Source organism: Duganella sp. AC237 (genome assembly GCF_979254035.1).
The window spans coordinates 3,919,604-3,939,238 of the sequence record NZ_CEEDEW010000003.1; the positions used below are offsets into that span (position 1 = coordinate 3,919,604).

General features: G+C 65.7%; 14 protein-coding genes. 2 read left to right on the forward strand and 12 right to left on the reverse strand.

Annotated features, from left to right (window positions below; translation table 11 throughout):
• Positions 1 to 1,347, reverse strand: coding sequence for an LLM class flavin-dependent oxidoreductase (locus AC0IYS_RS17300; protein WP_471706331.1), 1,347 nt, complete (start codon positions 1,345 to 1,347; stop codon positions 1 to 3).
• A 239-nt stretch (positions 1,348 to 1,586) separates the two neighbouring features.
• Between AC0IYS_RS17300 and AC0IYS_RS17305 the strand changes: the two genes are divergently transcribed.
• Positions 1,587 to 2,513, forward strand: a complete 927-nt coding sequence (locus AC0IYS_RS17305) for a CysB family HTH-type transcriptional regulator (protein ID WP_471706332.1) — start codon at positions 1,587 to 1,589, stop codon at positions 2,511 to 2,513.
• A complete protein-coding gene (locus tag AC0IYS_RS17310) occupies positions 2,510 to 2,941 on the forward strand; it encodes an ElyC/SanA/YdcF family protein (RefSeq protein ID WP_471706333.1) in 432 nt (143 codons plus the stop codon). Before AC0IYS_RS17305 ends, AC0IYS_RS17310 begins: the two co-directional genes overlap by 4 nt.
• 218 nt (positions 2,942 to 3,159) lie before the next feature.
• On the opposite strand, the gene AC0IYS_RS17315 is transcribed toward AC0IYS_RS17310, so the two are convergent.
• From AC0IYS_RS17315 to AC0IYS_RS17365, 11 genes are all read right to left on the reverse strand, one after another.
• Positions 3,160 to 4,173 (reverse strand): aldo/keto reductase, encoded by a 1,014-nt coding sequence (locus AC0IYS_RS17315; protein ID WP_471706334.1) that lies wholly within the window; start codon positions 4,171 to 4,173, stop codon positions 3,160 to 3,162.
• Positions 4,174 to 4,189: 16 nt separating this feature from the next.
• Complete coding sequence (locus tag AC0IYS_RS17320; protein WP_471706335.1) at positions 4,190 to 6,001, reverse strand: ABC transporter ATP-binding protein; 1,812 nt, start codon at positions 5,999 to 6,001, stop codon at positions 4,190 to 4,192.
• A complete protein-coding gene (locus tag AC0IYS_RS17325; protein ID WP_471706336.1) occupies positions 5,998 to 7,830 on the reverse strand; it encodes an ABC transporter ATP-binding protein in 1,833 nt (610 codons plus the stop codon). The genes AC0IYS_RS17320 and AC0IYS_RS17325 overlap by 4 nt, the downstream gene beginning before the upstream one ends.
• 136 nt (positions 7,831 to 7,966) lie before the next feature.
• Entirely contained in the window at positions 7,967 to 9,664 is a 1,698-nt protein-coding gene (locus tag AC0IYS_RS17330; protein WP_471706337.1) for an ABC transporter substrate-binding protein, read from the reverse strand.
• A 10-nt stretch (positions 9,665 to 9,674) separates the two neighbouring features.
• Positions 9,675 to 10,979: an SfnB family sulfur acquisition oxidoreductase gene (locus AC0IYS_RS17335; RefSeq protein ID WP_471706338.1), complete on the reverse strand. Its 1,305-nt coding sequence runs from the start codon at positions 10,977 to 10,979 to the stop codon at positions 9,675 to 9,677.
• A gap of 2 nt (positions 10,980 to 10,981) precedes the next feature.
• A complete protein-coding gene (locus AC0IYS_RS17340; RefSeq protein WP_471706339.1) occupies positions 10,982 to 11,794 on the reverse strand; it encodes an ABC transporter permease in 813 nt (270 codons plus the stop codon).
• On the reverse strand, positions 11,791 to 12,777 hold the full coding sequence (locus AC0IYS_RS17345; RefSeq protein ID WP_471706340.1) for an ABC transporter permease: 987 nt from the start codon (positions 12,775 to 12,777) through the stop codon (positions 11,791 to 11,793). Before AC0IYS_RS17345 ends, AC0IYS_RS17340 begins: the two co-directional genes overlap by 4 nt.
• Before the next feature lie 10 nt (positions 12,778 to 12,787).
• Positions 12,788 to 14,554 carry an ABC transporter ATP-binding protein gene (locus tag AC0IYS_RS17350; protein ID WP_471706341.1) on the reverse strand — a complete coding sequence of 589 codons (1,767 nt, stop codon included), beginning with the start codon at positions 14,552 to 14,554 and terminating at the stop codon, positions 12,788 to 12,790.
• Entirely contained in the window at positions 14,545 to 15,930 is a 1,386-nt protein-coding gene (locus AC0IYS_RS17355) for an LLM class flavin-dependent oxidoreductase (RefSeq protein WP_471706342.1), read from the reverse strand. The genes AC0IYS_RS17350 and AC0IYS_RS17355 overlap by 10 nt, the downstream gene beginning before the upstream one ends.
• A gap of 163 nt (positions 15,931 to 16,093) precedes the next feature.
• Positions 16,094 to 18,334, reverse strand: a complete 2,241-nt coding sequence (locus tag AC0IYS_RS17360; protein ID WP_471706343.1) for a glycoside hydrolase family 3 N-terminal domain-containing protein — start codon at positions 18,332 to 18,334, stop codon at positions 16,094 to 16,096.
• 150 nt (positions 18,335 to 18,484) lie between these two features.
• On the reverse strand, positions 18,485 to 19,420 hold the full coding sequence (locus AC0IYS_RS17365; protein ID WP_471706344.1) for a glycoside hydrolase family 6 protein: 936 nt from the start codon (positions 19,418 to 19,420) through the stop codon (positions 18,485 to 18,487).
• Positions 19,421 to 19,635: the final 215 nt, after the last annotated feature.

Sequence of the window (19,635 nt, forward strand, 5' to 3'; positions counted from 1 at the left end):
TCAGGCGGCGCTGCGGGCAAGACGACGTGCCGAGTACTGGCTGGCCGGCCGTTCCAGGCCAAGGTGATGACGCAGCGTGCTGCCGCTGTATTCGTGGCGGAAGATGCCGCGCTTGCGCAGCAGCGGCACCACGTGGTCGACGAAGATCTCGGCGCCGGACGGGAACACGTCGGGCATGATATTGAAGCCGTCGGCGGCGCCAGCCAGAAACCATTGTTCCAGGCTGTCGGCAACTTGCTCCGGTGTGCCAACCAGCAGGCGGTGACCGCTGCGGATGCGTCGCGACAGCTGGCGCACCGTCAGCTTCTCGCGGCGCGCCAGATTGATCTGGGCCTGGAAGAAGCCGTGCGAGCCGTTCGTCAGATCGCGCACATCGCCTATGCGCTCCCACGGCAGTTCGCTGTCCAGGTCCAGCTCCGCCACGGAGATGCCGATGCGCTGGGCGATCTGGCCCACCAAGCCTTCCTCTCCCTGGAAAGTGTCGAGCAGGTCGCAGCGGGCGTTCGCCTCCGCCTCGGTCGAGCCGATGACGGTCGACAGGCCGGGCATGATCTTCAACGACTCGGGATCGCGCCCCCAGCTTCGGGCGCGCCCTTTCATCTCGTTGTAAAAATCGATGCCGTCCTCCAGCGTGGTCTGGGTGGTAAAGATGGCGTCGGCGTAGCGCGAACCGAGACTTTTCCCATCCTCCGAAGATCCGGCCTGCACCAACACCGGGCGCCCCTGCGGCGTGCGCGGGACGTTAAGCGCGCCGTGAACCGAAAAATGCGCGCCGTCGTGGCGAATTTCATGAATCTTCGACGGATCGGCGTAGGTACCCGCTTCGCTGTCGCCGATGACGGCGTCGTCCTCCCAGCTGTCCCAAAGTTTGTTGGCGATGTCGATAAATTCGGCCGCGCGGCCATAGCGGTCCGCGTGCAGCGGCGCGCCGGTCAGGCCGAAGTTGCGCGCGGTGGCATCGCCGGCGGTGGTGACCACGTTCCAGGCCACACGGCCGCCGCTGACATGGTCGAGCGACGCCAGCCTGCGCGCCAAATTGTACGGATCGTTGTAAGTTGACGACGCCGTAGCGATCACGCCGATATGACGGGTGGCCAGCGCCACGGCCGTCAGCAGCACGGTCGGCTCCAGCCGTCCGGTCGGCGTGCTGACGATGTCGCCGAACAAGACAGGACCGTCGGCCAGGAAGATCGCGTCCAGCGTACCGCGCTCCGAGATGCGGGCGATATTGGTGTAGTAGTCCACGTCGAACAACGCCGATGGCGGCACTTCCCCCAGCCGCCACGCGGCACTGTGGCCGCCCAGGCCGAGGATGTTCATACCGATGCTCATTTGCTTGCGTGTCATGTCGCCGATCCGTCTTGCGTTGAATAGTGGGACGGAAGTTACATGGCAAATCGGCCACGCACAAACAATCAAAAGTGGTAACGATAGAAGCTGCGACGATATAAGCATGGCAGTACGAAGGGGCTTTGCTTTGCCGACCAACGTAGTTCGGATATGCATATTCGGAAGCGTTCGTTGTAAGCTGGCGCGGAATATTTATCATGTTGCCAAGCTCTTTACTTCAACCGATCGGACGCGACATGAATTTCCAGCAACTGCGCTTTGTGCGCGAAGCCATACGGAACAATCTGAACCTCACCGAGGTCGCGGCTGTGCTCTACACCTCGCAGTCGGGGGTAAGCAAGCAAATCAAGGATCTGGAGGACGAACTGGGGATCGAGCTGTTCGTCCGCAGCGGCAAGCGCCTGACGGGACTCACGCGCGCCGGCGACGGCGCCGTGCAAATCGTCGGCCGCATCCTGCAGGAGACCGAAAACCTGCGCCGCTACGCCAGCCAGTACGCCGGCGTCGATAGTGGGCGGCTGGTGATCGCTGCCACCCACACTCAGGCGCGCTATACGCTGCCCAAGGTGGTGGAGGAGTTCAACCAGGCCTTCCCGAAGGTGAAACTGGAGCTCCACCAGGGCGCGCCGCGCCAGATCGCCGACATGCTGGCCAACGGCGAGGCCGACATCGGCATCGCCAGCGAGGCGCTCGACAAGGCCAGCGAGGTGCAGGCCTATTCATGCTTCACCTGGAACCACCAGGTGGTGGTGCCGCTGGACCATCCGCTGCTGCGCCATGCGCCGGTGACCCTGGCGCAGATCGCCGAGTGTCCGCTGGTGACGTACAACGAGCAGTTCACGGGGCGAAAATGCGTTGACGCGGCCTTCAGCAAAGCCGGTTTGACGCCGGACCTGCGCCTGACGGCGATGGACGCGGACGTGATCAAGACCTATGTGCGCCGTGGGCTGGGGGTCGGCATCGTCGCCGAGATGGCGCTGGAGGACATCCAGCGCGACGGACTTGTGGTATTGCCGACACAGGGCGAATTATTCGGCACGTGCAGCACGATGCTGGCGGTGCGCAAAGGCGTCTTCCTGCCCAGCTTCGCGTACCGCTTCATCGAAATGTTCGCCCCCGGCCTGCCGCTGGAACGGGCAGCCGAGGAACGCCTGCCGGCATGACGATCGCATTAGTCACGGACTACCTTTTCGGGCCGCAGGAAGATATCGATGCCAGAACCCTGTTTGTCTTCGGTACGCCACACCATCAGGAGGAATTCGCGCTTCGCATCCACGAATTATGGCTGGCAAAGAACCTCGAACTGATAGTCATCAGCGGCCACAATGGCGAAGCGCAATCTATAGCAGCGATGGCGCAGCGACTAGGCGTGTCGCCGGATCTCTTCGTCCTTGAACATGCGGCCAGCAATACCTTGGAAAACGTGAAGCTGGGTGCGGACCTGCTGCGCCTGCACGTCCCAAGGCGCAGCACATACTTACTATGCAAACTACACGCGGTGCCCAGGAGCTTGTTGAGCTTTCGCAGGGTGCTGCCGGACTGGCACTGCCACGCGTACGCAGTGAATAACTTTGGCGTCGATGCCTCATAACTGGCAACACCATTCCCTTTTTGTGGAAAAGGTCAAAGGCGAGCTTCAGCGCATCGTTCGATACAGCGCCAAAGGCGACCTCACGGCACCCGAGGGGCTGGAGGAGAATGTCGCCGCCATGATCGTAGAGTTGGAAGCGCTGGACCGAGTTCCACGTAGGGCGGATTAGCGAAGCGTAATCCGCCACCGCAAGCGCGGCCAGCGGCGTCAAATACGACTCACCAGCGATGGCGGCTCGCCGAGAAATCGGCTTCGTAGAACGGCGCAACATGGGTGCCGGGCGGGATGATGGCGTCGATGCGCTCCAGATCCGCCGCGCTGAATTCCACTTTCAGCGACGCCAGCGCGTCCTCGAACTGCTCCAGCGTGCGCGGACCGATGATCGAACTGGTGACGGCCGGCTGCCGCACGGTCCACGCCAGCGCCAGTTGCGACAACGGTACGCCCTTCTCCTCCGCCAACTGCGCCAGCGGCTCGATCACATCGTACATGCGCGTCGTCATCCGCCGCGCCTGGAGCGGACTCGGATCGACGTAGCGGCCCTCGGCCGGCAACTGTCCGAGCCGATACTTACCCGACAAAAGACCGCCGGCGATGGGACTCCAGGGCAGCAGCGCCAGGCCCCAACTCTGCGCCACCGGCACCAGCTCGCGCTCGATGCGGCGATCGAGCAAATTATACGGCGGCTGCTCGGACACGAAACGGTTCAATCCCAGCTCCTTCGAAGCCCACAATGCCTCCACCACCTGCCAACCGGCGAAGGTGCTGGAACCGATATAACGCACCTTCCCCGACCGAACCAGATCGTCCAAAGCGCGTAAGGTCTCGTCGATGGCGGTATCCGGCGCCGGCCGGTGGATCTGATACAGATCGAGATAATCCGTGCCAAGCCGCCGTAAACTGTTCTCCGCCTGCTCGATGATATGCCGGCGCGAGCTGCCACGCAGGTTGGCGTCGGTGTCGTGCATCGGCAGATGCACCTTCGAGGCAAGGAAGACGTGCTGCCGGCGCCCGTTGGCCTTCAGCGCCTTGCCGGTGAATTCCTCGCTGACGCCGCGCGAGTACACATTGGCGGTGTCGATCAAGTTGATGCCGACATCGATCGCGCTGTCGATGATGCGCGCCGAGTCCTCATACTCGGTCTTTGAGCCGAACATCATGGTGCCCAGCGCCAGTGGCGATACCTTGACGCCGGTGCGTCCGAAAGGACGGTATTCTTGTATGGTAGTCATTTCTGCAAATCCTGAATCAGTTGGTTGGAAGGTCATCAAAAGAGGCGCTGCTGCTCGCGTGCAGCGCCGCGTAAAGGCCGTTGTGGGCCATCAGCTGCCGGTGGTCGCCTTGTTCGGCGATCCGGCCATGCCGCAGCACGACGATCTGGTCGGCGTCGCGCACGGTGGCAAGGCGGTGGGCGATGATGATCGTCGTGCGCCCCTTGCGCAAAAGTTCCAGCGCGCTCTGGATTTTCAATTCGGTGAAGCTGTCGATATTGGCCGTGGCCTCGTCCAGGATGAGTATCTTCGGCGACGCCAGCAAGGCCCGCGCAAAGCTGAGCAACTGGCGCTGGCCGACCGACAGGTTGCGCCCGCGCTGCCCCAACGGCGTGTCGTACCCCTGCGCCAGCGCGACGATGAAGTCGTGCGCATGCACCGCCTTGCAGGCCGCCACGATCTGCTCGCGGGTGGCCTCACGCACGCCGTAGCGCACGTTCTCCTCCACCGTTCCGCTGAACAGGAACGGCTCTTGAAGCACCATGCCCACGCCCTGCCCCAGCGAGTCCAGGGTCAGGTCGCGGACATCGTCGCCCGCCACGGTGACCGATCCGCTCCACACATCGTAGAACCGGTGCACCAGCGCGGCGATGCTGGTCTTGCCGGAGCCGGTGGCGCCCACCAAAGCGACGGTTTGATAAGGCTCGATGCGCAGGCTCAGATCGTGCAGCACAGGCTGACCGGGCCGATAGCCGAAATTGACCTTGTCGAAGATGATCGACGGCGGCGCCGCCGACATCGGCCGGGCGTCGGCCCGGTCCTCCAGCGTCACCGGCACGTCGAGCACTTCGAAAATGCGCTGGCCCGAAGCCATCGCCCGCTGCATGACGGTGTACTGCATCGTCAATGTGCGGATCGGATCGAAGAAGCGCTGCACGCAAAAGATGAAGGCGACGATGACGCCAACATCCAGCTCCCCCGCCACCACTGCGCGGCCACCCACCAGCACCACGATGGCCATGGCCACGCCGGTCAGCACATCGACCGTGGGCACCATCACCTGCGAGGCGCGCGACGAATCGACTTGCGCGGCGAGGTTTTCACGCGCGCGCAGCTCGAACCGGCCGAAGTTGACCTGTTCGCGGCGGTTCTCCTGCACCGTGCGGATGCCGTTGATGTTTTCCGCCAGCGCCGCGTTCACGCTCGACGAAGCTTCCCGGGCGCGCGTGAAGGCCACCCGCGCCCAGGGCAGCCAGACCAGCCGTATCAGCAGCAACGCCGGCAGTACGCACAGCGTCAGCAAGCCGAGTTTCACATCCATCGTCAGCAGCAGCGCGATGATCCCGATCAGCAGGAAAAGATCGCTCAGCGCCGACACCGATGTCTCCATGAATTCCTGCAGCGCGTTGACGTCGCCCTGAAGGCGCGACATCAACCGGCCGACCTGGGTCCGGTCCATGATCGACAACGAGAGCCTCTGCAAATGCTCGAACATGGCGCGCCGCAGATCGAAGATGACGGTTTGCGCCAGGCGCGCCGCCACCCACTCCTGAAGGAACGTCAACGCGGCGTTCAACCCGATCAACACCGCAAACAGCGCCAGCACCGCGCCAAAGCTGAACGGCGAGCGACCCAGCGCGCTGTCGACCGCGTGGCGCACCGCCACCGGTATCGCCACCTGCACCAGGGTGTAAAGCGCCACCGTCGCCAACACGCCGATGGCCGCAAGGCGGTGCGGCAGCATGAAACGCCACATGCGCGCGGTCACGCTGCGGTCGAAGCGCAGGAAGACCTGCTCGCCGCGATCGCGCAGCAGCGCTTCGACGGCGTCGGACTGGTCGGTGCTCAAGATTGCAACTCCTGTTCCGTTTCATCGGCAGTTAGACTTACGACGGTACCTTTGTTAGTCGACCTGGCTGCGCGGTGCTGAAGGCGCCACAACTCCGCATAGCGTCCCCCCAGCTCCAGCAACGCCTCGTGATCGCCGCGCTCCACGATGCGTCCCGCCTCCAACACGATGATCTGATCGGCGTGCCGCAAAGAACTGAGACGGTGGGCGATAACGATTGTCGCCGCCTCCCGCATGGCGGCTCGCAGCGATTGCCGGACCTGCTGTTCGGTGACGGCGTCGATTGCAGCCGTCGAGTCGTCCAGCACCAGAATATCGGGCCGGTCGACCAGCGCCCGCGCGATCGTCAGGCGCTGGCGCTGACCGCCCGACAAGGCCACGCCACGCTCTCCCACCTCGGTATCGTATTTCGCCGGCAGCTGTTCGACGTGGTCGTGGATACCCGCAGCGGCGGCCGACAACTTCACCGCTGACGCGCCGGCGTCGGGCGCGGCGTAGGCGACGTTGTGGTGCACCGACGTATTGAACAAAAAGTTCTCCTGCTGGACGACGGCGACCACGCGCCGCAAAGACGCCAGCGCGATGTCGCGCACATCCACGCCGCCCAGCGTGATACGGCCGACGGTGACGTCGTAGAAACGGGGGATCAGATGCGCCAGCGTCGATTTTCCGCTGCCGGGCGCACCGACCACGCCCAGAACCTGGCCGGGTGCCAGCTCGAAGCTAATGTCCTCCAACACCGGCCGCGCCTTGGCGCCGTGACCATAGCTGAAACAAACCTGCTCGAAGCGCAGCACGCCGGCGCCGTCATGCGGCACCTGGGCGGCGCTGCCGGCGTCACCGATGCCCGGAACCGCGTCGAGCACGTCGAACAGGCGCGCGCCGGAGCTGGTGGCGCGCGCGCTGGCGTTGACGATCATGCCGATCTGCCGCAACGGCTGCTGCAAAATCGTGATGAAGGTCAGGAATTCGGTCAGTTCGCCCACCGTCGACGTGCCGGCTGCCACGCGCAAGCCGCCGGCCCACAGCACCAGTCCCATGGAGATGTAATAGGCCAGTGTCATGAGACTCATCGACCGCATTCGCTGGGTGATGCGCAGATTCGACAGCACCAGCGCGCGCCGCGAGATGTCGTCGAAGCGCCCCATTTCGGCGCGCACCGAGTGGAAGGCGCGCACCACCCGCACGCCCTGGAGGTTCTCCTCCATGCGCAAGGTCAGTTCGGCCATCATCTTTTGCAGCCGCTGCCAGCTCACCCGCAGGCGCAGGCCGGTCGTCACCGAATTGGCCAATACAAAAGGCACGAAGCTTAATGCCAGCAAGCCAAGCGTGACGTCGAGGCTGAGCAAGCGCCAGGAGCCAATTCCCAGCAACAGCAGCAGTGTCAGCACGCGCAGAACGCCGAATTCGAGGAAGGCACGCACGCCCTCCAGATCGAGCATGCCGCGTGAAATGAGCTCGCCGGTGTGGATGCCATCGTGATAATCGAAACCGAGGCGCTGCAGCTTGTCGTAGTAGGCCAGCCGCAAATCGTAGCCGACTTGCTGCGCCAGCGTCTCGCCGAGATAACCCTGCAAACCGGTCAAGACGCCGCGCACGGCGCAGGTGGCGACGATCAATAGTGCGGTCAGCGTGAGCGCGTCCTGCGTCGAGCCGCCCGCGCCACCGCCGCCCGGTAGCAGATGGGCGGTCTGGTCGACCGCCTGTCCGAGCAGCCGTGGCATGACGAGATTGAAGACGGCGGCACCGAGCGCGCAGCCCAGCGCCGCCGCGCAGCGCCATGGATAGCGGCCGGTCAGCGCCATCAAGCGCCCGAGCACCTCGGGCATGGCCTGTACGTCAATGGTTTCAGCATGTTGCGGTGGTACATGGCGAGGCGGCGTGGCCGCGTTCATGGACGGGCCACCCTGCCAGCCCTGTCACCGCCTATCCGTTCGTGATCGATACCCAGGCTCATTGCCATCCTTATGTTTTGGTCAGCCAGACATTGGCGAAGTTGTTGCGCGTCTGCGCGGGGAATTCATCGACGTTGCGCAGGCGGCTGGAATAGATCGAGAACCACTTCACCTCCAGCAGCGGCAGCACCGGCAGGTCGGCCTGCACGATCTGCTGCAGGCGTTTGTAGTTGACGACGCGCTGGGCCGGGTTTTCGCCGGAGCGGCTTTGTTCGAGCAACGCGTCGACCTCCGGGTTGCTGTAACCCGAGGCTTTGCTCCACGGGACGCCGACGCGGTCGCCGCGTTTGCCATAGCGGATCTCCAGGCTGGCCTGCGGATCGCGGATCCAGCCGCCCCAGGAACTGATCAACTGGAAGTCGCGTTTGGTGAACACCTCGCGCGACCACGTCGACAAATCCTTGGCCCCGAGGCTGGCGTCGATGCCGATGCGGCGTAGCGCCTGGCGCACGAATTCGCCGGTGCGGCGGTAGTCGTCGCCGAACGGGATGAAGTCGTGCACCAGCCGGAAGCGCCAGCCGCCGGCCTTGCGCGGATAGCCCGCCTGGTCGAGCAGTTTCTCGGCCAGCGCGGGATCGAACGGATAGCGAGGCAGGTCACCGGTGTGGTATTCGGGTATCCCCGACGGCACCGGGCCGTCGAGCGGCGCGCCGTAACCGCCCCACACGGTCTTGACCAGCGCCGCGCGGTCGATCGCGTGTGCGATGGCGTGGCGCACCGCCAGCTTGCCGAGGATGGGATCGCGCAGGTTGAACTCTAGCCAGAACGACGTGGGCTCGTACTGGCGCGTATCGAGCACCAGGCTATCGAGCTTGCGCAGGCGCGCGGCGTCGCTGAAGGTGACCGGATTGCGCACGGCGAAATGCGCGGCGCCCGTTTCCAGCGCGGCGGCGCGGCTCGACGAATCGTTGATGACCTTCCAGACGATGCGGTCGAGATAGGGCTGGCCGGCCAGATAATAGTTCGGGTTGCGCTCCAGGACGATGTGGCTGCCCCGCTGCCACTCCTTGAACATGAAAGGACCGGTGCCCACGGGCTTGGTGTTGTACGGATTGGTGGCCAGGTCCTTGCCATGATAAAGATGGCGCGGCAGGATTTGGCCGCTGTTGGTGCCCAGGTAGCGCGTCAGCACCGGCCAGCGCTGCTTGAGCCGCAGCACGACCGTGAGGCTGTCCGGCGTGTCGACCCGCTCGATCACCGACGACACGTTGCTGACGCTGCGCGGCCAGATTTCCTCGATCGAGTATCTGACATCGTCGGCGGCAAAAGCGTGGCCGTCGTGCCACCGCACGCCGGGACGCAGCTTGATCGTCACCGTGCGGCCGTCGGCGGACGTGACGAGGCCGAGCGCCAGGCGTGGCACCAGTTCACCATCGTTGCCGTCGGCGAACAGCCGGTCGTAGATTTTGGACGTGATCAGCGAGATAGGATTGGCACCGTTCAGGTGCGTGGCCAGGGTCGGCGGCTCCGGATAAGCGATGCCGACCAGCGTACCGCCGCGCACCGGGGTTTCGGCCTTCGCATCCTTGACTGTGGCAGCCGCGGTGCCGGCGGCGGCCATGAAGGCGGTGGCCGCGGCGCCATGGGCGTGGGCTGCCGCCGGCAGCACGCCGCCCGCCAGCGCGGCACCGGCCCAGCGCAGCAGACGGCGGCGATGGTCGTCGGCGATACCGGCATAGACCGGCTTTCGGTGTGGCGTTTTGGTCATCGCGGCCTCCTTACAAACCTGCGGCCAGGCGCGGCACCGGCGGCGCGCCGGTGACCGGTTCCGGTCCTTCGGGCATGGCCTTCGGCGGCTTTTCGTCGGCCAGGTACTTGGCGCGGCGCAGCGGGGCCTTGTCGTTCACATAGTAGTTGCCGACGTCGAAGACGCGCCAGCGCACCGGATCATGCAGCGTATGGGTGCGGGCGTCGCGCCACAGGCGGTCGAGTGCATGCTCGGGAGCCGTCGAGCGCGTGCCGGCCAGTTCGAACAGCTTGTTCGTCAGCAGCAGCGCGCTGGCGGTGCTGGCCGCGCGCACCTCGGATACCGCCACCGCCGCCCGCGTCCAGTCGTCGGGCAGGCCGCTGACATAGGCGCGGTCGATCGCTCGCCCCGCCCGTTCCAGCAAGGCCTCGGCGCCGTGCAGCGACACCGCCAGTTCGCCCAGTTCGCGGATACTCAATTGATCCTCTTCCCACACCGCGTCGGCCGGCGCGTCGGCCGTTTTCGGATTGCGCTGGCGGATGAAGGCCACCGTCGCCTGGAACGCGGCGCGCGCCAGACCGGTGTCGATTGCAGCGTGCATGATCTGGCCGACCGGCCCCACCGGTTTGACGTGGTCGGGCGCGACGCTGTGCGGCACCAGCCATTCGGATTTGAGCGGCGCGTTTTCCGCGATCACCGTGCCGCTGGCCGTGGTGCGCTGGCCGAACGAGGCCCAGTCGTCGACGATGCGGATGCCTTCGGCCGCACGCGGGTAGATGGCCAGGAAGTGCCGTTTTTCGGCGTCGGCCACCGCGATCGGCACCCAGTCGGCGAACAGCGCACCGGTCGAGTAGTATTTGCGAACGCTGACGCGGTAGCCGTCGCCGTCGGTGGTCAGGCTGACTTTGCGGTCTTCCGGCTTGCGCACGTCCGGTTCCACCAGCGCGTTGCCGAAATGGTCGCCCGCGAGCACCCGCTCGAAGAAGAACGCCTTTTGCGCGTCGCTGCCTTCGTGGCGGATGATCTCCAGGATGAAGTAGTGGTTCTGCGGTATCTGACCTATCGAGCCGTCCGCCGCCGAAAGCAGCACGAAAACCTCGGCCAGCGTTGCATAGGATACGCCGGCGCCGCCGTACTCCTTCGGCACCGTGATGCCCCACAGGCCGCTCTGGCGCAGGCGCTTGAGTTCATGTACGGGAAGGCGCCGCTCGCGGTCGCGCAGAGTGGCGCCGGGCGCGAATTCGGCCGCCAGCGCGCGTGCGACTTCCAGCGCCTCGGCGTCGTCGCGGATGATGTGCGCCTTGCCGGCGCCGATGGGTGTGATGTGGGTGGTCATGATCAGTCTCGCAGCTTGGGGTTGAAGTACTGGTTGAGCGAATCGCCCAAAATGTTGAGCGACCAGACGGTGAGCATCACCGCCAGGCCCGGGATGGCAATCATGTACCAGCCGGTGCGGATCGCCTCGCGGCCGGTGCCGATCATCGCGCCCCAGCTGACGGCGTTGGGATCGCCCAGACCGAGGAACGACAGTCCCGACTCGGCCAGGATGCAGCCGGCGACGACGATCGAGGTGCTGACGATGATCGGCGTGAGCGCATTGGGCAGGATGTGGCGCAGGACGATGCGCGCGTGCGACATGCCCGCCGCCAGGCCCGCCTGCACGTATTCGCGGTTGCGCAAGCCGAGCACCTCGCCGCGCACCACGCGCGACGTATGCGTCCAGGAGGTCACGGCCAGCGCCAGTACCACCACCCAGACGGACGGCGACAACAGCGCCACCATGATCGCCGCCAGCAGGAAGCGCGGCACGATCTGGAACACGTCGGTCACGCGCATCAGGACATTGTCGACCCAGCCGCCGCAATAGCCGGCCAAGGTGCCGGTGACGACGCCCAGCAGCAGCGTCAACGCACCGGCGGCCGCGCCGACCAGCAGCGACACGCGGGCGCCGTGCGCCAGGCCGGCGGCGATATCGCGCCCCATCAGGTCCGAGCCAAGCGGATGGCGCCAATCCTCGCCCGGCCACAGGTAAGGCGCCAGCGACATGTCCTGCGGGTCGCCCGGGTACAGCAGCGGCGCGAACAAGGCACACAGGAGCACCGATAACAGCACCGCGACGCTGATCCTGACCTGGAAAGTCATGTTCTTCATGCCAGCTCGATGCGCGGGTCGAGGCGCGCCATGAGTAGATCTGTGAGCAGGCTAACGGCCATCACCACCAGGGAACTGAGGAACAATATCGACAGCAGCAGGTTGGTATCGCGCGCGCCGACGGCGTCGTAGGCCAGCTTGCCCAGGCCGGGCCAGGAAAACACCGTCTCGATGACGATGCTCCCGCCCAGCAGTTCGCCGACGCTGGCGCCGGCCAGGGCCAGCACCGGCAGCAGCGCGTTGCGCAGCGCGTGGCGGAAGTACACCAGCCGCTCCGACAGGCCCTTCGAGCGCGCCGTGCGGATATAGTCCTCCTGCAGTGCGTCCACCATCGAGGCCCGGGTGAAGCGCGCGTAGACCGCGCAGGAATACACGGCGAGTGTCAGCACGGGCAGCGCCAGGTGCCACAGCACGTCCCGCACGTCCGCCCAGCCTTGGAGCGCGACGCCCTCCACCTCGCGCATGCCGCCGATGGGGAACATTTGCAGCTTGACGCCGAACAGCACCACCAGCATCAGCGCCAGCCAGAACATGGGGATCGAGTAGCACAGCGCCATCAGCGCCGTCACCGAGCGGTCGAACCAGGAACCCCGATGGCGCGCGCACAGCATGCCAATGGCCACGCCGGCCACAAGCGCGACGGCCAGCCCGCTCAGGCCGAGCAAGGCGGTGGCGCCGATCCGGTCGCCGATCAGCTCCGCCACCGGCGCGCCGTAGCGGTGCGAGTAGCCCAGGTCCAGCATCAGCAGCTTTTTCAGGTAGATCAGCAGCTGCATGTGCAGCGGCGCGTCCAGGCCGAACGAGGTGCGCAACTCGGCCAGTTGTTCAGCGGTGCCGCCGGCGTTGTCGCCCTGGCCGGACTCGCCGGCGACAACTTCGGCCAGGTCGCCCGGGGCGAGCTGGATCAGCGCGAAGTTGAGGATGCAGATGCCGAAGATGATCGGAATGAATTGCGTCAGCCGGCGTTTGAGATACGTTTTCATGGCGTGGTCCTTATGCCAGGCGCGCCAGCGGCGCGGGTGCTTGCACCGGTGGCGCGGGCCAAGCCGGCGTCGCCGCGATCAGCTGCCGCGTGTAGGGATGCGAGGCGGCGCCGAACAGGCGGTCGCGGTCCACGGTTTCCACCGCCTCGCCCTTTTGCATCACCATCACGCGGTCGGCCATGTAGTTGATCACGGCCAGGTCATGGGAGATGAACAGGTAGGACAGGCCGAACTCCTGCTTCAGGTCGACGAACAGGTTCAGTATCTGGGCCCGCACCGACACGTCCAGCGCCGATACCGGCTCGTCGCAGATCAGCAATTGCGGCCGCAGGATCAGCGCGCGGGCGATGCCGATGCGCTGGCGTTGGCCGCCGGAGAACTCGTGCGGATAGCGCGCCACGGCGCCCGCCGGCAGCCCGACCGCGTCGAGCATGGCGCGCACGCGGCGCTGCCGTTCGGCGCGGTCGCGCTGGCCCTGCACCAGTTGGACCTCTTCCAGCATATCGCCCACGCGCAGGCGCGGATTGAGCGACGCGTAGGGGTCCTGGAACACCAGTTGCACCTTGGCCCGGTGTGGCCGCAGCGCGCCCCCGCGCAGGCGGGCGATATCGACGCCGTCGAGCACCACCTCGCCGGACACCACCGGATTGAGGCCGATGATGGTTTTGCTCAGCGTCGATTTGCCGCAACCCGATTCGCCAACAAGGCCCAAGGTTTCCCCGCGCCCGATGGTCAGCGAGACGCCTTTGACGGCGGAGATGGTGCCGTAGCGGGTGGAATACTGCGCGACCAGGTCGCGCACGGATAAAACAGGCGGCACGACCGGCGCGGGCGTGACGGAATCGGGCAATGGCGCCCGGCCCGTGGCCGGGCTGAAGGTGAAATCGTCTTCGCCGGCCGCCACATCGTCCACCTTGCGCATTTCGGCCAGCCTGACACGCTTGTAATGGCTGTCCGCCGCCACCTGCAGGGTGGCATCCAGCAAGCCCCGGCTATACGCGTGGCGCGGCGAAAAGAAGATCTCGTCGCGCGTGCCCTCCTCCACCTTGCGCCCGGCGCGCATGACCGCCACGCGGTCTGCCCACTGTCCGACCACGCCCAGGTCGTGCGTGATCAGCAGCAGCGACATCGACAGCTGTTCGCGCAATCCGGCCACCAGCTCCAGCACCTGCGCCTGGATCGTGGCGTCGAGCGCGGTGGTGGGTTCGTCCGCCACCAGCAAGCGCGGTTCGCAAGCCACCGCCATCGCGATCATCACCCGCTGCCGCTGCCCGCCCGACAGGTGATGAGGGAAATCGTCCACCCGCCGGTCCGGGTCGGCGATCCGCACCAGGTCCAGCAGCTCGATCGCGCGTGCGCGCGCCGCCGCACCTGTCAACCCCTTGTGCCGCCGCAGCACCTCGATGATCTGCATGCCGATGCTGAGCACGGGATTTAACGATGTCATCGGGTCCTGGAAGATCATCGCGATGTCGTTGCCGCGCACCCCGCGCAGCACCGACTCGGGCGCCGCCAGCAAGTCGCTGCCGTCCAGGAGAATCTCACCAGCGGTGCGCGCTTTCGGCGACAGGAGCCGGGTAATGGCCGCCGCCACGGTCGATTTGCCGCAACCGGATTCGCCCACCAGCGCGACAACCTCGTTGTGGCGGATCGACAGGTTGAAATCGGTCACGGCGGCGCCGCCCGGATACCAGACCTCGAGTCCGCGTATCGTCAGCAGAGGGGATGCCTCGTCGCGGCCGGCCTGCGTCCGGCGCCAGGCGGGTGTCATTTCCATAGGCGGTACGAGGCTGCGGTGTGGTTGGCGGGCAGGCGCGCGCGGTCGCGGCCGAACAGCTTCTGGCGCAAGGTGCCCTCCTGGTATGACGTCTTGTACAAGCCGCGTTGCTGCAGCTCGGGAATCACCAGGTCGACAAAGTCGCTGAAGGTCTCCGGCGCCACGGTGCGGGTCAGGTTGAAGCCATCGAGGTCGGTTTCGCGCACCAGCTTTTCGATTTCATCGGCCACCTGGGACGGCGTGCCGACGATGGCAGACTGCTGCGACCCGAAACCGCGCGTGGCCAGCAACTGGCGTCGCGTGGTGCCGGGGGCGAAGCGGCGGCCGCGCGCCTCGCCCACGCGGCGCAGCCGGTTCGGATACAGGTCCTCCAGCTTTTCCTCGGTGATCTCCTCGTCCAGGCCGAACTTTTCCAGATCCACGCCCATGCCGCTGACCATATGGGCCAGCGAACCCTGCGCGCTGGCATACTGTTTGTAGTCCTCGAACTTCTCGCGTGCCGCTTTCTCGCTGCGGTCGGTCACCACGGTGAGACTGGAGAACACCTTGATATCGTCCGCCTGCCTTCCGGCGTCCACCGCCAGGCTGCGGATGTTGGCGACGATGCGGGCGGTGCCGGCTCGGTCGGGACCACCGGTGAACACGCACTCCGCATGTTTGGCTGCGAATTGATTCCCGCGCTCCGAAGCGCCAGCCTGGAACAGGACCGGCGTGCGCTGGGGCGACGGCTCGGTGAGGTTGTAGACGCCATCCACCTTGTAGTATGGGCCTTCGTGGAAGACGCGATGGATCTTGGCCGGATCGGCATAGATGCCGCGCACGCGGTCGGCCAGCACGGCGTCGTCCTCCCAGCTACCCTCAAGCAGCTTGTAAAAGGCCGCCAGGAAGTCGTCGCCACGGTCATACCGGTCGTCGTGGTCCTGCAACTGCTTCAAGCCGACGCCGCGCGCCGCGCTGTCGAGATAACCGGTGACGATATTCCAGGCCACCCGGCCGGCGGTCAGGTGATCGAGCGTCGCCATGCGGCGCGCGAACAGATAGGGGTGCTCATAGCTCAAATTGCAGGTGACGCCGAATCCCAGGTGCTCGGTCGCCTGCGCCATGATCGGCACCACGTACGTCGGATCGTTGACCGGCAGTTGCACCGCCTCGCGCGCCGTGACGTCGATACCGCCGCCCAGCACATCGTAGACGCCAACGATATCGGCCAGGAAGACGCTGTCGAACAGCCCGCGCTCGAGCAGTTTGGCCAGGTCCGTCCAGTACTGCGGTTTGGTGTAATCGAGCGAGTTGTCGCGCGGGTGCTTCCACAGGCCGTGGTGTATATGTCCCACGCAGTTCATGTTGAATGCGTTCAGGCGTATCTGTTTGGTCACTGACGATCTCCGGCAAAGCTGAGCGATTTACTCAACCGGGGAACAGCTTATCCGCCGCGCTATCGTTTTAGAACCAAGCGATTTTCAGTTCGATATCATCGTCCCGCGTATAAGGTAAGCACAAATTCGGGATTGGGCGGGCGCCGCAACGCCCGCGCATCCCTCATTCGGTCAACTCGATGTTGGTGCGCAGCCGGATGTCGTTCGAGGCCGAACCCACCATCAGCTCGAACTGGCCGGGTTCGGCCACCCATTGCAGCTTGCGGTTGAAGAACGCAAGGCTGTCGCGGTTCAGCGTGAAGCTGACTTGTTGCTGCTGGCCGGGCGCCAGTGCGACTTTCTGGAATCCCTTGAGCTCTTGCAGCGGACGCACGGTGGAGGCGACCGGGTCGCGCAGGTACAGCTGCACGATTTCGGCGCCGGCCACCTTGCCGGTGTTCGCCAGCGTGAACGACAGCGTAACCTTGCCGTCGGCCTTCAGCGCGTTCTGGCTCACCTTCATATCGCGATAGGCGAACGTGGTGTAGCTCAGGCCATGGCCGAAGGCGTAGCGCGGCGTGTTCGGCATGTCGATGTAGCCGGACTTGTACAGCACGTCGCGCGGATCGGTCACCGGACGGCCGGTCCGGTATTGCTGGTAGGTGATCGGGATCTGCCCCTGATGGCGCGGGAAGGTCATCGGCACCTTGGCGGACGGGTTGACGGCGCCAAACAGTACGTCGGCGATGGCGTTGCCGCCCTCGCTGCCCGGCAGCCACGCGTACAGGATGGCCTTGGCCTGTTCGGCCACGTTCTCGAAGATCAGCGGACGGCCGGCCAGGACCACCACCACCGGCGTCTTGCCGGCCGCCTTGAGCGCGTCGAACAATTGGCCCTGGCGTCCGGGCAGGCCGATGTCGGCGCGCGACTTGGCTTCGCCGCTCATCTCCCACGACTCGCCGACGGCCAGCACCACGACGTCGGCGTCGCGCGCCGCCGCCACGGCGGCCGCGAAACCGCCATCGGTGGCGCAGGCGATATCGCAGCCGGCGGCGAAGCTCACGCGCGTGCCCGCTCCGGCTTGCGCGCGGATGGCGTCGACCAAATTGACCACGCGCGCCGCGTTCGACTTGACGATCCAGCCGCCCTCCAGGTCGCGGCGGGCGTCGGCCAGCGGACCGATGACGGCGATCGATTTGACGCCACGCTTGATCGGCAAGGTGGTGTCATCGTTTTTAAGCAGCACCATGGACTTGGCGGCGGTGGCGCGCGCGGCGGCACGGTGCGCGGGGTCGTTGATGGCCTGCTTTTCGCGCTGCACGTCGGAGTAGCGGTAAGGGTCGTCGAACAGGCCCAGTTCGAATTTCTTGGTCAGCACCCGCCGCACGGCGTCGTCCACCAGCTTGACGTCGACCTTGCCGGCGCCGACCAGTTGCGCCAACGAGCCGGAATAGGCGTTGCTCTCCATGTCCATGTCGCTGCCGGCAGTGATGGCCTTGGCCGCCGCGTCGGACAGGTCGCCGGCATAACCGTGCGGGACCATCTCGCCGATCGAATTCCAGTCGCTGACGACAAAGCCCTTGAAGCCCCAGGCGCCCTTGAGGATGTCGCGCTGCAGGAAGGCGCTGCCGGTGGCCGGCACGCCGTTGAGCGTATTGAAAGAATTCATGAACGTCGCCGCGCCGGCGTCGAGCGCCGCCTTGAACGGCGGCAGGTAGGTCTCGTACAACAGCTGGTCGCTCATGTCGACGGCGTTGTAATCGCGCCCGGCGATGGCGGCGCCATAAGCGGCGAAGTGCTTGGCGGTGGCCATCACCGAGCTCGTGCCGCCCAGCTTGGCGCCCTGGAAGCCGCGCACGCGCGCCTCGGCGATGCGGCTGCCGAGGAAGGCGTCTTCGCCGGCGCCCTCCATCACCCTGCCCCAGCGCGGATCGCGGCCGATGTCGACCATCGGCGCGAAGGTCCAGTGGATGCCCGAGGCCGACGCCTCGCGCGCGGCGATGCGCGCGGCCTGCTCGATGGCCTCCACGTCCCACGACGCCGCTTCGCCCAGCGGCACCGGGAAGACGGTCTCGTAGCCGTGGATGACGTCCAGCCCGAACAGCAGCGGTATCTTCAGCCGCGACTGCATGGCGATGGCCTGCACGGCGCGCGTGTCAGCCGCGCCCTTGACGTTGAGCATGGAGCCGACCTTCCCGGCGCGCAGGTCGCTCTCGAGATTGCGGCGCAGTTCGGATTCCGGGCCGGTGATGAATTCCTTGTCCGATATCTGGTTCAGCTGGCCGACCTTCTCTTCCAGGGTCATCTGGCGCAGCAGCGATTCGACCCGTTCGGTGATGGGAGCGCCCTGGGCCGCCCAGGCCCCGTTGGCGATCAATGCAAGCAGCGCCGTTGCGACCGAGCGTGCGATCAAGTTCCGTGTCATGCGTGTCTCCGTGCTATTTGTCGTTTAGTTAGCGTAGTGTGCGAAAAAGTTACGCAAATATACACGCAAACCGGGTGCGGGCTAAGCGGTTTTTGCCAGGATCGGAAACGATTCCATTCAGATCGTCGCGCGCCGCCCGCACCGCCCTCCCTAGAAGCCGTAGATCATCTTATAGGCCAGCTCGGGCACGAAGGTTCCGGCCGGCCCGGCACACCCGTCCGACTCGCCCGGCGACTTGATCCACAGCGCCATCTCCGGCTGGCTGCCGGCGGCGTTGACGCGCGGCGTCACGCCAAGCTTGCGCCCGGCCGGGTCGCACCACTGCGTCCCGTTCGGGCCGTTGCCGTTGCGGCTGGTGTCGACGACGAAGGTTTTGTTCACGCCGCGCTGGCGCAGCGCGTCGGCGACGGCCACGCCGTACGGATTGCTTTCGGCGTCGGTGCGGTAGTTCGACACGTTGAGCGAGAAGCCGCGGGCGTTGGCCACGCCGGCGTTGACCAGCCGCGTGGCCGCTTCGGCCGGCGCCAGCCAGGCGCTGTTGCCGATGTCGAGGTACAGATAGGCGCGCGGCGCCAGCGCGGTGAACTGCGACACCGCGTACTTGAACAGGTCCAGCCGCGCGGTCTTGCCGGCCGCGTCCAGGCAGTCGAGTTGCGGCAGCGCGTCCGGCTCCAGCACCACGATGGCCGGACGGTTGCCGACGGCGGCGGCGAACGCACGTATCCAGTCGCGGTAGCCCTGCACCGAGCCGGCGCCGCCGGAGCTGTACTGGCCGCAGTCGCGCGCCGGGATGTTATAGGCCACCAGGACCGGCGTGCGGTTGTTGGACGCGGCCGTGCCGACGTAGTTGCCGACGGCGGCGCCGATCTCGCCGCTCCAGTTGCCGAACCAGCGGGCGCCGGGCTGGTTGGCGATGCGGTTGCGGATATCGGTGGCGCGGCCGTCGGACGGGTTGTTGCGGGCCCAGACCGCGGCGCTCGAATTGGGGTCGGCGTATAACGCCGGATTGACCTGCGCATTGGCGGCCTGGACGGCGCCACACAATATCAATATCGCGGCCAGGGTTGGCCGTATCGTCATGTTCATGTTTGTCTCCTGTTGGTTTTAGAGGTCGTATTTACGGCATGAAACCGTTTTCAACCTCATCGGACCTTACCTGCGGCGTGGCGTTTTCGCCAATAGTTTGTTTAGTGACGTTTACTAAATTTGATAAACAATCGCAAATTGTGGCAAATTTGCCTCGCCCGCGAGAGGTCGGCGCGTCGGCCCGCAGGATCCCACGCCTCGGCGGCGGCAGCGCA

Excerpts from the sequence above, each read along its gene's own strand:
- AC0IYS_RS17300 (WP_471706331.1), bottom strand. The coding sequence starts at position 1,347 with ATGACACGCAAGCAAATGAGCATCGGTATGAACATCCTCGGCCTGGGC.
- AC0IYS_RS17305 (WP_471706332.1), top strand. The coding sequence starts at position 1,587 with ATGAATTTCCAGCAACTGCGCTTTGTGCGCGAAGCCATACGGAACAAT.
- AC0IYS_RS17310 (WP_471706333.1), top strand. The coding sequence starts at position 2,510 with ATGACGATCGCATTAGTCACGGACTACCTTTTCGGGCCGCAGGAAGAT.
- AC0IYS_RS17315 (WP_471706334.1), bottom strand. The coding sequence starts at position 4,173 with ATGACTACCATACAAGAATACCGTCCTTTCGGACGCACCGGCGTCAAG.
- AC0IYS_RS17325 (WP_471706336.1), bottom strand. The coding sequence starts at position 7,830 with ATGCCCGAGGTGCTCGGGCGCTTGATGGCGCTGACCGGCCGCTATCCA.
- AC0IYS_RS17330 (WP_471706337.1), bottom strand. The coding sequence starts at position 9,664 with ATGACCAAAACGCCACACCGAAAGCCGGTCTATGCCGGTATCGCCGAC.
- AC0IYS_RS17335 (WP_471706338.1), bottom strand. The coding sequence starts at position 10,979 with ATGACCACCCACATCACACCCATCGGCGCCGGCAAGGCGCACATCATC.
- AC0IYS_RS17340 (WP_471706339.1), bottom strand. The coding sequence starts at position 11,794 with ATGAAGAACATGACTTTCCAGGTCAGGATCAGCGTCGCGGTGCTGTTA.
- AC0IYS_RS17345 (WP_471706340.1), bottom strand. The coding sequence starts at position 12,777 with ATGAAAACGTATCTCAAACGCCGGCTGACGCAATTCATTCCGATCATC.
- AC0IYS_RS17350 (WP_471706341.1), bottom strand. The coding sequence starts at position 14,554 with ATGGAAATGACACCCGCCTGGCGCCGGACGCAGGCCGGCCGCGACGAG.
- AC0IYS_RS17360 (WP_471706343.1), bottom strand. The coding sequence starts at position 18,334 with ATGACACGGAACTTGATCGCACGCTCGGTCGCAACGGCGCTGCTTGCA.
- AC0IYS_RS17365 (WP_471706344.1), bottom strand. The coding sequence starts at position 19,420 with ATGAACATGACGATACGGCCAACCCTGGCCGCGATATTGATATTGTGT.